This window comes from Streptomyces sp. NPDC014733, from assembly GCF_043083385.1.
Classification (GTDB): Bacteria; Actinomycetota; Actinomycetes; order Streptomycetales; family Streptomycetaceae; genus Streptomyces.
Window position 1 is genome coordinate 258,964 of record NZ_JBIBYO010000007.1, and the last position, 12,741, is coordinate 271,704.

A 12,741-nucleotide genomic window follows, 5' to 3' on the forward strand; every position below is an offset into this window, starting at 1 on the left:
CGACCCCTTACAGCTTCATCAGGCTGGCGTCGTCGACCGAGGCCGTATGACGGGTGCGGAAGATCGTCACGATGATCGCCAGCCCGACGACGACCTCGGCTGCGGCGACGACCATCGTGAAGAAGGCGATGATCTGGCCGTCGAGATTGCCGTGCAGACGGGAGAAGGTGACGAAGGCGAGGTTGCAGGCGTTGAGCATCAGCTCGATGCACATGAACACCACGATGGCGTTCCGCCTGATCAGCACGCCGGCCGCGCCGATGGTGAACAGCAGGGCGGCGAGGTAGAGGTAGTGGACCGGGTTCATTTTCCGGCTTCCTCCTTCGGTGCCGCCGGTGTGGTGGCCGGGGCGGCCGGGGGCTCGGAGCCGCCGCGGCCGAGCCATTCCCGGGAGCGCTGTTCCAGGGCCTTCAGCTCGGCGAGGGATTCCTGGGAGACGTCGCGGAGCTGGCCGCGCTCGCGGAGCGTCGGGCTGACGGTCAGCTCGGACGGGGTGCCGTCGGGCAGCAGGCCCGGGATGTCGACGGCGTTGTGGCGGGCGTAGACACCGGGGGCGGGCAGCGGTGTGACCTGCTTGCCGTCCTTGATGCGGGCCAGCGACTGCTCCCGCTGGGACGGCGTGCGCTCGGTGCGCTCGCGGTGGGTGAGGACCATCGCGCCGACGGCCGCGGTGATCAGCAGGGCGCCGGTGACCTCGAAGGCGAAGACGTACTTGGTGAAGATCAGGGCGGCCAGGCCCTGGACGTTGCCCCCGGCGTTGGCGTCGCCCAGGCCGTTGAACTCCTTCAACGAGGCGTTGCCGATACCGGCGATGAGGAGGATGCCGAAGCCGATCCCCAGCGCGGCGGCCAGCCAGCGCTGGCCCTTCAGCGTCTCCTTGAGGGAGTCGGCGGCGGTGACACCAACAAGCATCACGACGAAGAGGAAGAGCATCATGATCGCGCCGGTGTAGACGACGATCTGGACGACGCCGAGGAAGTAGGCGCCGTTGGCGAGGTAGAAGACCGCCAGGACGATCATGGTGCCGGCGAGCGAGAGGGCGCTGTGGACGGCGCGCTTCATCAGGATCGTGCAGAGCGCGCCGACGACGGCGACGGTGCCGAGGATCCAGAATTGCACGGCCTCGCCGGTAGAGGCCGCGGCGGCGAGGGAGTTCATCGTTCGATCACCTCCGGGGCTGCCGGTTCGTTCTCCCCGGTGGTGTGGGCCGCTTCCTGCGGCATCTCGCCCTTGCTGTGGGCGGTCTGACGGACCGTGCCGGGGGCGGCCTCGGTGACGAGGCCCCTGTAGTAGTCCTTCTCCGTCATCCCGGGGAAGATCGCGTGCGGGGTGTCGACCATGGTGTCCTCCAGGCCCGCGAGCAGCTCCTCCTTGGTGTAGATGAGCGATTCGCGGGAACTGTCGGCCAGCTCGTACTCATTCGTCATGGTCAGCGCGCGGGTCGGGCACGCCTCCACGCACAGGCCGCACAGGATGCAGCGCAGGTAGTTGATCTGGTAGACGCGGCCGTACCGCTCGCCCGGGGAGTAGCGCTCCTCATCGGTGTTGTCGGCGCCCTCGACGTAGATGGCGTCGGCGGGACAGGCCCAGGCGCACAGCTCGCAGCCGATGCATTTCTCCAGGCCGTCCGGGTGGCGGTTGAGCTGATGGCGGCCGTGGAAGCGGGGCGCCGTCGGCTTCTTCTCCTCCGGGTACTGCTCGGTCAGCCGCTTCTTGAACATGGCCTTGAAGGTCACGCCGAAGCCGGCCACAGGGTTCTGGAACTCAGGCACCGTCGCCCCCCTTTCCGTCCGTTCCCTCAACATCACTGACAGTGTCCACCCGACCACTGACAATCAACTCGCGCTCATGGCGCGGCCGTCGGCGCGGCACCGGCGGCACCTCCTGTCCGGGCAGCGGCGGAACGGGGAAACCGCCCGCCATCGGGTCGAAGGCGCCGTCCTCCGCGCCGTCCGGCTCCTTGCCGTCCGGTGCGGAGCCGCGCCGGAAGAAGTCGGCGACCAGGGAGATCAGCAGCAGGGCGACGGCGGCTCCGGCGACGTACAGGACGATCTGCTGGAAGTCCTGGCCCTCGTTCTTCAGGGCGCGGACGGTGGCGACGAGCATCAGCCAGAGCAGCGAGACCGGGATGAGGACCTTCCAGCCCAGCTTCATGAACTGGTCGTAGCGGACCCGGGGCAGCGTGCCGCGCAACCAGATGAAGAAGAACAGCAACAGCTGCACCTTGAGGGTGAACCACAACAGCGGCCACCACCCGTGGTTGGCGCCCTCCCAGAACGTGGAGACCGGCCACGGGGCGCGCCAGCCGCCGAGGAAGAGGGTGATGGCGACGGCCGAGACGGTGACCATGTTGATGTACTCGGCGAGCATGAACATCGCGAACTTGATGGACGAGTACTCGGTGTTGAAGCCGCCGACGAGGTCGCCCTCGGACTCCGGCATGTCGAACGGCGCGCGGTTGGTCTCACCGACCATCGCGACGATGTAGATGATGAACGACACCGGCAGCAGCAGCACGTACCAGCGGCTCTGCTGCGACTCCACGATCGTCGACGTCGACATCGAACCGGAGTAGAGGAAGACCGCCGCGAACGACATGCCCATCGCGATCTCGTACGAGATCATCTGCGCACACGAGCGGAGCCCGCCGAGCAGCGGATACGTCGAGCCGGACGACCAGCCGGCGAGGACGATGCCGTAGATGCCGACGGAGGCGGTGGCGAGGATGTAGAGGACGCCGATCGGCAGATCGGTCAGCTGCATCGGGGTGCGGTGGCCGAAGATGGAGATCTCGTTGCCCGCGGGGCCGAAGGGGATCACCGCGATGGCCATGAAGGCGGGGATCGCGGCGACGACCGGCGCGAGGATGTAGACCGCCTTGTCGGCCCGCTTGACGACCAGGTCCTCCTTGAGCATCAGCTTGATGCCGTCGGCGAGGGACTGGAGCATGCCCCACGGGCCGTGCCGGTTGGGGCCGATGCGCAGCTGCATCCAGGCGACGACCTTGCGCTCCCAGACGATGGAGAACAGTACGGTCAGCATCAGGAAGGCGAAGCAGAAGACCGCCTTGATGAGGATCAGCCACCACGGGTCGCGGCCGAACATCGACAGGTCTTCCTGGGCCAGCGCCGTGGTGCCGAGGGCGAGTTGCGGCATCATGCGTCCACCTCCTCGGCCGTCGCCGGGGCACCGGGGACGGCGGCGATCGTGACCAGTTCACCGGGGCGCGCGCCGGTGTCGGCCGCCACACCACCGCCGGTGGAGTTCAGCGGCAGCCAGACGACCCGGTCGGGCATCGGCGTGATGTGCAGCGGCAGCCGGACGGTGCCCGACGGGCCGGTGACGGCCAGCAGCTCGCCGTCGGCGACGCCGGTCTCCTGCGCGGTGGCGGCGGAGAGCCGCGCCGCGGCCGGATGGCGGGTGCCGGTCAGCGCCTCGTCGCCGTCCTGGAGCTTTCCCTGGTCGAGCAGGAGACGGTGCCCGGCGAGCACCGCCTCGCCCGGCTCGGGGCGCGGCACCGGGCGGCCGGTCGCCAGCGGGTCGGCGGCGTACGGGCCGCGGCGCCCGCCGAAGCGGTCCAGCTCCCGGCGGACGGCGTGCACATCGGGCAGCCCCAGCGGCGTACCGAGCGCGTCGGCCAGCATGTGCAGGACCCGGGCGTCGGCCTGGAGGTGGCGCCGGGTCATCTGGTCCGGTTTGAGCGCGGCCTCGAACATCCGGGCCCGGCCCTCCCAGTTGAGGAAGGTGCCGTCCTTCTCGACGACGGCGGCCACGGGGAGGACGACGTCGGCGCGGTCGGTGACGGCGGACGGCCGCAGCTCCAGGCTGACCAGGAAGCCGACGGCGTCGAGGGCGGCAGTGGCGCGGGCCGGATCGGGCAGGTCGGCGACCTCCACGCCGCCGACGAGCAGGGCACCCAGCTCACCGGAGGCCGCGGCCTCGACGATCTCGCCGGTGGCACGCCCGTGCCCGGCCGGCAGCTCGGCGACGCCCCAGATCGCGGCGGTCTCCTCGCGGGCCCGCGGGTCGGTGGCGGGGCGGCCGCCGGGCAGCAGCCCGGGCAGGGCGCCCGCCTCGACGGCGCCGCGCTCCCCGGCGCGCCGTGGGATCCACACCAGGCGGGCGCCGGTGGCGGTGGCCAGGCGGATCGCGGCGGTCAGGGCGCCGGGCACGGTGGCGAGGCGTTCGCCGACGACGAGGACGGCGCCCTCCGCGCGCAGCGCCTCGGCGGCCTCGCGCCCGTCGCCGTCGAGGCCGACGCCCCCGGCGAGCGCGTCGAGCCATTCGGTCTCGGTGCCGGGGGCGGCGGGCAGCAGCGTGCCGCCGGTCTTGAGCAGTCCGCGGGTGGCGTACGGGGCGAGCCCGTAGGTGTGCTGGCCGCGCTTGCGGTGCGCCTTGCGCAGCCGCAGGAAGACGCCGGGCGCCTCCTCCTCCGCCTCGATCCCGGCGAGCAGGACGGCGGGCGCCTGCTCCAGCGCGGTGTACGTGACTCCCCCGCCGTCGAGATCGAGGCCGCGCCCGGCCACGCGGGAGGCGAGGAAGTCGGCCTCCTCGGCGCTGTGCGGACGGGCCCGGAAGTCGATGTCGTGGGTGCCGAGGACGGTACGGGCGAACTTGGCGTACGCGTAGGCGTCCTCGACGGTGAGGCGGCCGCCGGTCAGCACGCCGGTGCGGCCGTGGGCGGCGGCCAGCCCGCGGGCCGCGGCGGCCAGCGCCTCGGGCCAGCTCGCCGGCTCCAGTTCACCGGTGTCGGCGTTGCGGACGAAGGGGCTCTCCAGCCGGTCGCGCTGCTGCGCGTACCGGAAGGCGAAGCGGCCCTTGTCGCAGATCCACTCCTCGTTGACCTCGGGGTCGTCGGCGGCGAGGCGGCGCATGACCTTGCCGCGGCGGTGGTCGGTGCGGGTGGCGCAGCCACCGGCGCAGTGCTCGCAGACGCTCGGCGACGACACCAGGTCGAAGGGGCGGGAGCGGAAGCGGTAGGCGGCGGAGGTGAGGGCGCCGACCGGGCAGATCTGGATGGTGTTGCCGGAGAAGTACGAGACGAACGGGTCGCCGTCGCCGGTGCCGACCTGCTGGAGGGCGCCGCGCTCGATCAGTTCGATCATCGGGTCGCCGGCGATCTGGTTGCTGAAGCGGGTGCAGCGGGCGCACAGCACGCAGCGTTCCCGGTCGAGCAGGACCTGCGTGGAGATCGCGACCGGCTTCTCGTACGTCCGCTTGCGGCCCTCGAAACGGCTCTCCGGGTCGCCGACCTGCATCGCCTGGTTCTGCAGCGGGCACTCGCCGCCCTTGTCGCAGACCGGGCAGTCCAGCGGGTGGTTGATGAGCAGCAGCTCCATGACGCCGCGCTGGGCCTTCTCGGCGACCGGCGAGGTGAGCTGCGTCTTGACGACCATGCCCTCGGTGCAGGTGATGGTGCAGGAGGCCATCGGCTTCCGCTGGCCCTCGACCTCGACGATGCACTGGCGGCAGGCGCCCGCCGGGTCGAGCAGCGGGTGGTCGCAGAAGCGCGGGATCTCGATGCCGAGGAGTTCGGCGGCGCGGATGACCAGGGTCCCCTTGGGGACGGAGAGCTGCACGCCGTCGATCGTCAGCGTGACGAGGTCCTCGGGCGGTTTCGCCGCCTCGCCGCCCCCGTTGTGGGGGGCATTCGTGGTGACGGTCATGCGTTCACCCCCAGGTGAGCGTCGTTGTCGGCCCAGGCGGTCGACCTGGCGGGATCGAAGGGGCAGCCCCTGCCGGACAGGTGCTGCTCGTACTCCTCGCGGAAGTACTTGAGGGAGGAGAAGATCGGCGAGGCGGCGCCGTCGCCGAGGGCGCAGAACGACTTGCCGTTGATGTTGTCGGCGATGTCGTTGAGCTTGTCGAGGTCGCTCGCCCGGCCCTTGCCCGCCTCGATGTCGCGGAGCAGCTGGACGAGCCAGTAGGTGCCCTCACGGCAGGGGGTGCACTTGCCGCAGGACTCGTGGGCGTAGAACTCCGTCCAGCGGGTGACCGCGCGGACCACGCAGGTGGTCTCGTCGAAGCACTGGAGGGCCTTGGTGCCGAGCATCGATCCGGCGGCGCCGACGCCCTCGTAGTCGAGGGGGACGTCGAGGTGCTCCTCGGTGAACATCGGGGTGGAGGAGCCGCCCGGAGTCCAGAACTTCAGGCGGTGACCGGGGCGCATCCCGCCGCTCATGTCGAGGAGTTGGCGCAGGGTGATGCCGAGCGGCGCCTCGTACTGGCCGGGGCTCGCGACATGGCCGCTGAGGGAGTAGAGCGTGAAGCCGGGCGACTTCTCGCTGCCCATCGAGCGGAACCAGTCCTTGCCGCGGTGGAGGATGGCGGGAACCGACGCGATGGACTCGACGTTGTTCACCACGGTGGGGCAGGCGTACAGGCCCTCCACCGCGGGGAAGGGGGGACGCAGCCGGGGCTGTCCGCGACGGCCCTCCAGCGAGTCGAGCAGCGCGGTCTCCTCACCGCAGATGTACGCCCCGGCGCCGGCGTGCACGGTGACGTCCAGGTCGAGGCCGGAGCCGAGGATGTCCTTGCCGAGGAAGCCCGCCGCGTACGCCTCGCGCACCGCCTCGTGCAGCCGGCGCAGGACGGGGACGACCTCACCGCGCAGATAGATGAAGGCGTGGTTCGAGCGGATCGCGTGGCAGGCGATCACGATGCCCTCGATGAGGGAGTGCGGGTTGGCGAAGAGGAGGGGGATGTCCTTGCAGGTGCCCGGTTCGGATTCGTCGGCGTTGACGACGAGGTAGTGCGGTTTGCCGTCGCCCTGCGGGATGAACTGCCATTTCATGCCGGTGGGGAAGCCGGCCCCGCCGCGTCCGCGCAGCCCCGCGTCCTTGACGTACGCGATGACGTCGTCGGGGGCCATGGCGAGGGCCTTGCGGAGACCTTCGTAGCCGTCGTGGCGGCGGTAGGTGTCCAGGGTCCAGGAGCCGGGCTGGTCCCAGAAGGCGGAGAGCACCGGCGCGAGGAGTTTCTGCGGGCTGGTTTCGTCGACCTCGGCTGCCACCGTCATCACTTCCCCTCCTCGGCTTCGGGCCCGGCCGGGTACTGGTCGTCGGAGGCCGAGGTCTGCTGAGGCGCGTCGTGGGAGCTGGGGTGCGCCGGGGACGCCTGCTCGCCCGGGGCGCCCGACGGCGGTTCGCCCGGCGGGTGGTCTGCGGTGTGCTCACCGCCGTCGGCGGTGGCGCGCGGCGCGATGACGTGGTCGGCGCCGCGGCCCGGTGCCGCCTCGCCCTTGGCCAGCCGGAGCCCGATGAGGGAGGCGGGCCCGGCGCCGCCGGTGGCCTCGACGGCGCCGGGGCGCGCGTCGGGGAATCCGGCGAGGATCCGGGAGGTCTCCTTGAAGGTGCACAGCGGGGCGCCGCGGGTGGGTTCGACGGTGCGTCCGGCGCGCAGGTCGTCGACGAGGCGCTTGGCGGACTGCGGGGTCTGGTTGTCGAAGAACTCCCAGTTCACCATCACGACGGGCGCGTAGTCGCAGGCGGCGTTGCACTCGATGTGTTCGAGGGTGACGGCGCCGTCCTCGGTGGTCTCGCCGTTGCCGATGCCGAGGTGTTCCTGGAGCTGCTCGAAGATGGCGTCGCCGCCCATCACCGCGCAGAGCGTGTTGGTGCAGACGCCGACCTGGTAGTCGCCGCCGTCCGCGCGCCGGTACATGGAGTAGAAGGTGGCGACGGCGGTGACCTCGGCGGTGGTCAGCCCGAGTTGGCCGGCGCAGAAGCGGATGCCGGTGCGGGTGACGTGCCCCTCCTCGGCCTGGACGAGGTGGAGCAGCGGCAGCAGCGCGGAGCGGGAGCCGGGGTAGCGGGCGATCACCTCCGCGGCGTCGGCCTCCAGCCGGGTGCGGACGTCGTCCGGGTAGTCGGGGGCGGGGAGCGAGGGCATGCCCAGGCTCGTCGCAGCGTTCTCGGTCACCGGTCGACGCCTCCCATCACGGGGTCGATGGATGCGACGGCGACGATGACGTCGGCGACCTGGCCGCCTTCGCACATGGCCGCCATGGCCTGAAGATTGGTGAAGGACGGGTCGCGGAAGTGCACGCGGTAGGGGCGGGTGCCGCCGTCGCTGACGGCGTGTACGCCCAGTTCGCCCTTGGGGGACTCCACGGCGGAGTACACCTGGCCCGGGGGGACCCGGAAGCCTTCGGTGACCAGCTTGAAGTGGTGGATGAGGGCTTCCATCGAGGTGCCCATGATCTTCTTGATGTGGTCGAGGCTGTTGCCGAGGCCGTCCGGCCCGAGGGCGAGCTGCGCCGGCCAGGCGATCTTCTTGTCGGCGACCATCACGGGCCCGGGCTCCAGCCGGTCCAGGCACTGTTCGACGATCCGCAGCGACTGGCGCATCTCCTCCAGGCGGATCAGGAAGCGGCCGTAGGCGTCGCAGGTGTCGGCGGTCGGCACCTCGAAGTCGTAGGTCTCGTAACCGCAGTACGGCTGGGTCTTGCGCAGGTCGTGCGGGAGGCCGGCGGCGCGGAGGATGGGGCCGGTGGCGCCGGTGGCGAGGCAGCCGGCCAGGTCGAGGTGGCCGATGCCCTCCATGCGGCCCTTGAACACCGGGTTGCCGCTGGCGAGTTTGTCGTACTCGGGGAGGTTCTTGCGCATCTTCTTGACGAAGGCGCGGACCTGGTCGACGGCGCCGGGCGGGAGGTCCTGGGCGAGGCCGCCGGGGCGGATGTACGCGTGGTTCATCCGCAGGCCGGTGATCAACTCGTAGAGGTCGAGGATGAGTTCCCGGTCGCGGAAGCCGTAGATCATGATGGTGGTGGCGCCCAGCTCCATGCCGCCGGTGGCGATGGCCACGAGGTGGGAGGAGAGGCGGTTGAGCTCCATCAGCATGACGCGGATGACGGTGGCCCGGTCGGGGATCTGGTCGGTGATGCCGAGGAGTTTCTCCACCGCGAGGCAGTACGCCGTCTCGTTGAAGAACGGCGTCAGGTAGTCCATGCGCGTGACGAACGTCGTGCCCTGGGTCCACGTCCGGTATTCGAGGTTCTTCTCGATGCCGGTGTGGAGGTAGCCGATGCCGCAGCGGGCCTCGGTGACGGTCTCGCCGTCGATCTCCAGGATGAGCCGCAGCACGCCGTGCGTGGAGGGGTGCTGGGGGCCCATGTTGACGATGATGCGTTCGTCGTCGGACGCGGCGGCGGCCGTCGCGATCTCGTCCCAGTCGCCGCCGGTGACGGTGTAAACGGCGCCCTCGGTCGTCTCGCGCGGCCCGGGGGCGGCAGACGCTTCTGCGGGGGAAGGGGAAGGAGTCATCAGCTGTACGACCTCCGCTGGTCGGGAGCCGGGATCTGGGCGCCCTTGTACTCGACGGGGATGCCGCCGAGCGGGTAGTCCTTGCGCTGCGGGAAGCCCTGCCAGTCGTCGGGCATCATGATCCGGGTGAGCGCCGGGTGGCCGTCGAAGATCAGGCCGAAGAAGTCGTACGCCTCGCGCTCGTGCCAGTCGTTGGTCGGGTAGACGTCGACGACCGACGGGAGGTGCGGGTCGGCGTCGGGGACCGAGACCTCCACCCGGATCAGCCGGTTGTGGGTGAGCGAGCGCAGGTGGTAGGCGGCGTGCAGCTCGCGGCCCTTGTCGTCGGGGAAGTGGACGACGCTGACGCCGGTGCACAGTTCGAAGCGGAGCGCGGGGTCGTCGCGGAGGGTGCGGGCGACGGCCGGGAGGTGCTCCCGCTCGATGTGGAAGGTCAGCTCGTCGCGGTCGACGACGGTCTTGTCGATGACGTTCTCGGGGACCAGACCCTGCTCCTCCAGGGCGCCCTCCAGCTCGTCGGCGACCTCGTCGAACCAGCCGCCGTAGGGGCGGGCGCTCGCGCCGGGCAGCCGTACGGTGCGGACGAGGCCGCCGTAGCCGGAGGTGTCGCCGCCGTTCGCCGCGCCGAACATGCCGCGGCGGGTGGCAATGAGGTCGCCGGTGTCGTCGCGCTGGGCCGGGACGTTCTGGCCGGGGGCGTTGGGGTCGTCCTGCTCGCTCACCGCAGCAGTCCCTTCATCTCGATCGTCGGGAGTGCCTTGAGCGCGGCTTCCTCCGCCTCACGGGCCGCCTGCCGCTGATTGACGCCGAGCTTGGTCTCCTGGATCTTCTGGTGGAGCTTGAGGATGGAATCCATCAGCATCTCGGGGCGCGGCGGGCATCCCGGCAAATAGATGTCGACAGGGACGATGTGGTCGACACCCTGAACAATGGCGTAATTGTTGAACATCCCGCCCGACGAGGCGCAAACCCCCATGGAAATCACCCACTTCGGGTTCGGCATCTGGTCGTAGACCTGCCGCAGCACCGGCGCCATCTTCTGGCTGACCCGGCCGGCCACGATCATCAGATCGGCCTGGCGCGGGGAGCCGCGGAAGACCTCCATGCCGAAGCGGGCGAGGTCGTAGCGGCCGGCGCCGGTCGTCATCATCTCGATGGCGCAGCAGGCGAGCCCGAAGGTGGCGGGGAAGACGGAGGATTTGCGCACCCAGCCCGCGGCCTGTTCGACGGTGGTCAGCAGAAAGCCGCTGGGCAGCTTCTCTTCAAGTCCCATGGGTGACCCCTAGTCCCATTCCAGGCCGCCGCGACGCCATACGTAGGCGTAGGCGACGAAGACGGTGAGCGCGAAGAGGAGCATCTCGACGAGCCCGAACAGCCCCAGGGCGTCGAAGGTGACGGCCCAGGGGTAGAGGAAGACGATCTCGATGTCGAAGACGATGAAGAGCATCGCCGTCAGGTAGTACTTGATCGGGAAGCGACCGCCGCCGGCCGGCTGCGGAGTCGGCTCGATCCCGCATTCGTACGCTTCGAGCTTGGCCCGGTTGTAGCGCCTGGGTCCGACGAGCGTGGCCATCACGACGGAGAAGATCGCAAAGCCTGCCCCGAGGGCTCCCAGTACGAGGATGGGCGCATAGGCGTTCACCGTCCTCGCTCCCTTCAGTCGACGATGACTGGATGGCGGTCCGCCCGGGCTCGCCCCACAGAGATCGTGCGCATGTGAGGCAGTTCACAAGCCCGGACCGCCTGCATCCTATGCCCGTCCTCCTGTGATCTGCGACACGGGGTACACCAACGCCTTTGTGATCTCCACCACCTGACGAAGGATCATGAAGTCGGATGAGCGGTGATCTACGCACGTGAAGCGTGCGAGTGATCACGAGAGGTGACATTCATACGGGTTACCGCTGGTCAAAGCGGCTGCGTCACTATCAAGACAGGTGCCGCGCAAGCAAATTGGTGCTGGACGCGGCCAACTGCTATAAGCCGCCCGATCGGTGGCGTGACCGCCCCGTGATCCGCTCGTGATCGCCCGTACGTGCACGCCTTCACGAGCGCCGGGGCGCGGCCGGATCACGGGAACATAACGGGCACTCACGAGTGAGCTATCCCACGCGGTTTCACGCCATAACTCCTTGACTACCGGGAAGCCTTGGCGTGGCGCCCGCAGAGGTGATAGGCGCCCCGGCGCACCCGTATCGGCCGTAAAAGCCGTGCGTAGGTGCATGATCGCGATTTTCGGACACCGTTCGAGCGGTGTGACGCTCGACAATAAGTCCGCTTTGTTCACCATGGACGCGTCAAGTGTGGCGCAGGCCACCTTTGTTGGCAGCAACCTGTGAGTCTTGATAGCCGTGGTGCCATGTCCCCGAACGCACTCATACCCAGCCACCGGAAGCCCCGCCGTTCCGCGTCCTCGCGGGCCCTGCGTGCGGGCGTGACCGGTGGCTTCCTCACCCTCGCGGTGACCGGCGCGACCGTTCCGGCCAACGCCGCCGACAAGCCGGTGGCCGAGACGCAGGAACTGCCGACCATCACGACAGCGCTCACCGTCGACCTCGCCGAGAGCGCCGACGCGACCCAGCAGGTCGCCGAGGTGTACGAGCGTCAGGCCGCGCAGGACAAGGCGGCGTCGAGCGCCGCCCAGGCCGCGAAGAAGGACAAGGCCGCGGCCGAGAAGAAGGCCGCCGAGGCGAAGAAGAAGGCGGCGGAGGCCAAGAAGAAGGCCGCCGAGGCCCTGGAGACGCGAGCCTCCCGCTCCGCCGACCGCACCAGCCTGACGGGTGGTGGCTCCGCGGACTCCGGCTCCGACGCCTCCACGCCGTCCACCGGTGCCACCGGCTCCACCGCCACGCTGCTCTCCTTCCTCCAGGCCCAGGTCGGCAAGGCGTACATCTCGGGCTCCACCGGCCCCTCCGCGTACGACTGCTCCGGCCTCGTCCAGACCGCGTTCCGTCAGATCGGCATCCAGCTGCCGCGCGTCTCGCAGGACCAGTCGACCGCCGGCACCCAGGTCGGCCTGAGCAACCTCCAGGTCGGCGACATCCTCTACTGGGGCGGCGCGGGCAGCGCCTACCACGTGGGTGTCTACGTCGGGAACGGCAACTTCATCGGCGCGCAGAACCCCAGCACCGGCGTGGTCGAGCGGCCGCTCAGCTACGACCCGCCCAGCGGTGCCGTCCGCGTCCTCTGAGACCGGCACCTCCCACGGAGCACGCCCCGTCCGTGACGCGTACCGGCATCCCCTCCCGCCGGTGCACCGCCGTCACCCTTCCTGACGGGCCGACCGCTCCGTAGCGCGTCCTCCTCGGGCCGCCCCTCCCACCGCTCGGGAGGGGCGGCCCTCGGCGTGTGCGGTGGATTCTTCGCGCCGTGGGCCGCAGGGTTTCGGTCGGTTTCCACCCTCACGGGTGACCGGGCAGCGACCGGTGGACCGCCGGGGGCGTTCACCTCTCGCCATCCGCCGCATCCGCCGTCCCGG

The 12,741-nt window shown here is 70.1% G+C and carries 12 protein-coding genes; 1 reads left to right on the forward strand and 11 read right to left on the reverse strand.

Going from position 1 to position 12,741, the window contains the following annotated elements; translation table 11 throughout:
- Nucleotides 1-7: 7 nt before the first annotated feature.
- From nuoK to ACF1BH_RS18875, 11 genes are read right to left on the reverse strand one after another with little or no spacing between them, the layout of a single operon-like run.
- Nucleotides 8-307 carry an NADH-quinone oxidoreductase subunit NuoK gene (gene nuoK / locus ACF1BH_RS18825; protein WP_143940879.1) on the reverse strand — a complete coding sequence of 100 codons (300 nt, stop codon included), beginning with the start codon at nt 305-307 and terminating at the stop codon, nt 8-10.
- A complete protein-coding gene (locus ACF1BH_RS18830) occupies nt 304-1,158 on the reverse strand; it encodes an NADH-quinone oxidoreductase subunit J (protein ID WP_391643567.1) in 855 nt (284 codons plus the stop codon). The genes nuoK and ACF1BH_RS18830 overlap by 4 nt, the downstream gene beginning before the upstream one ends.
- Nucleotides 1,155-1,805, reverse strand: coding sequence for an NADH-quinone oxidoreductase subunit NuoI (gene nuoI, locus ACF1BH_RS18835; protein ID WP_391643568.1), 651 nt, complete (start codon nt 1,803-1,805; stop codon nt 1,155-1,157). Before nuoI ends, ACF1BH_RS18830 begins: the two co-directional genes overlap by 4 nt.
- Entirely contained in the window at nt 1,765-3,159 is a 1,395-nt protein-coding gene (gene nuoH, locus ACF1BH_RS18840; protein WP_391643569.1) for an NADH-quinone oxidoreductase subunit NuoH, read from the reverse strand. Before nuoH ends, nuoI begins: the two co-directional genes overlap by 41 nt.
- Nucleotides 3,156-5,666 (reverse strand): NADH-quinone oxidoreductase subunit G, encoded by a 2,511-nt coding sequence (locus tag ACF1BH_RS18845; protein WP_391643570.1) that lies wholly within the window; start codon nt 5,664-5,666, stop codon nt 3,156-3,158. The genes nuoH and ACF1BH_RS18845 overlap by 4 nt, the downstream gene beginning before the upstream one ends.
- Complete coding sequence (nuoF, locus tag ACF1BH_RS18850; protein ID WP_391643571.1) at nt 5,663-7,018, reverse strand: NADH-quinone oxidoreductase subunit NuoF; 1,356 nt, start codon at nt 7,016-7,018, stop codon at nt 5,663-5,665. Before nuoF ends, ACF1BH_RS18845 begins: the two co-directional genes overlap by 4 nt.
- Nucleotides 7,018-7,890, reverse strand: coding sequence for an NADH-quinone oxidoreductase subunit NuoE (gene nuoE, locus ACF1BH_RS18855; RefSeq protein ID WP_391643663.1), 873 nt, complete (start codon nt 7,888-7,890; stop codon nt 7,018-7,020). Before nuoE ends, nuoF begins: the two co-directional genes overlap by 1 nt.
- Nucleotides 7,891-7,916: 26 nt before the next feature.
- Entirely contained in the window at nt 7,917-9,263 is a 1,347-nt protein-coding gene (locus tag ACF1BH_RS18860) for an NADH-quinone oxidoreductase subunit D (protein ID WP_391643572.1), read from the reverse strand.
- A complete protein-coding gene (locus tag ACF1BH_RS18865) occupies nt 9,263-9,985 on the reverse strand; it encodes an NADH-quinone oxidoreductase subunit C (protein ID WP_391643573.1) in 723 nt (240 codons plus the stop codon). Before ACF1BH_RS18865 ends, ACF1BH_RS18860 begins: the two co-directional genes overlap by 1 nt.
- Complete coding sequence (locus ACF1BH_RS18870) at nt 9,982-10,536, reverse strand: NADH-quinone oxidoreductase subunit B family protein (protein ID WP_030283565.1); 555 nt, start codon at nt 10,534-10,536, stop codon at nt 9,982-9,984. The genes ACF1BH_RS18865 and ACF1BH_RS18870 overlap by 4 nt, the downstream gene beginning before the upstream one ends.
- Nucleotides 10,537-10,545: 9 nt before the next feature.
- Entirely contained in the window at nt 10,546-10,905 is a 360-nt protein-coding gene (locus ACF1BH_RS18875) for an NADH-quinone oxidoreductase subunit A (protein ID WP_345088450.1), read from the reverse strand.
- 717 nt (nt 10,906-11,622) lie between these two features.
- Here ACF1BH_RS18875 and ACF1BH_RS18880 point away from each other — a divergent pair.
- Nucleotides 11,623-12,453, forward strand: coding sequence for a C40 family peptidase (locus ACF1BH_RS18880; protein WP_391643574.1), 831 nt, complete (start codon nt 11,623-11,625; stop codon nt 12,451-12,453).
- The last annotated feature ends 288 nt before the right edge of the window (nt 12,454-12,741 follow it).

What these genes read in the sequence shown, in the direction of transcription:
- nuoE (WP_391643663.1), bottom strand. Translation starts at nt 7,890, where the DNA reads ATGCCCTCGCTCCCCGCCCCCGACTACCCGGACGACGTCCGCACCCGG.
- ACF1BH_RS18830 (WP_391643567.1), bottom strand. Translation starts at nt 1,158, where the DNA reads ATGAACTCCCTCGCCGCCGCGGCCTCTACCGGCGAGGCCGTGCAATTC.
- ACF1BH_RS18860 (WP_391643572.1), bottom strand. Translation starts at nt 9,263, where the DNA reads ATGACTCCTTCCCCTTCCCCCGCAGAAGCGTCTGCCGCCCCCGGGCCG.
- nuoF (WP_391643571.1), bottom strand. Translation starts at nt 7,018, where the DNA reads ATGACGGTGGCAGCCGAGGTCGACGAAACCAGCCCGCAGAAACTCCTC.
- ACF1BH_RS18870 (WP_030283565.1), bottom strand. Translation starts at nt 10,536, where the DNA reads ATGGGACTTGAAGAGAAGCTGCCCAGCGGCTTTCTGCTGACCACCGTC.
- nuoI (WP_391643568.1), bottom strand. Translation starts at nt 1,805, where the DNA reads ATGTTGAGGGAACGGACGGAAAGGGGGGCGACGGTGCCTGAGTTCCAG.
- ACF1BH_RS18845 (WP_391643570.1), bottom strand. Translation starts at nt 5,666, where the DNA reads ATGACCGTCACCACGAATGCCCCCCACAACGGGGGCGGCGAGGCGGCG.
- nuoK (WP_143940879.1), bottom strand. Translation starts at nt 307, where the DNA reads ATGAACCCGGTCCACTACCTCTACCTCGCCGCCCTGCTGTTCACCATC.
- ACF1BH_RS18880 (WP_391643574.1), top strand. Translation starts at nt 11,623, where the DNA reads ATGTCCCCGAACGCACTCATACCCAGCCACCGGAAGCCCCGCCGTTCC.
- nuoH (WP_391643569.1), bottom strand. Translation starts at nt 3,159, where the DNA reads ATGATGCCGCAACTCGCCCTCGGCACCACGGCGCTGGCCCAGGAAGAC.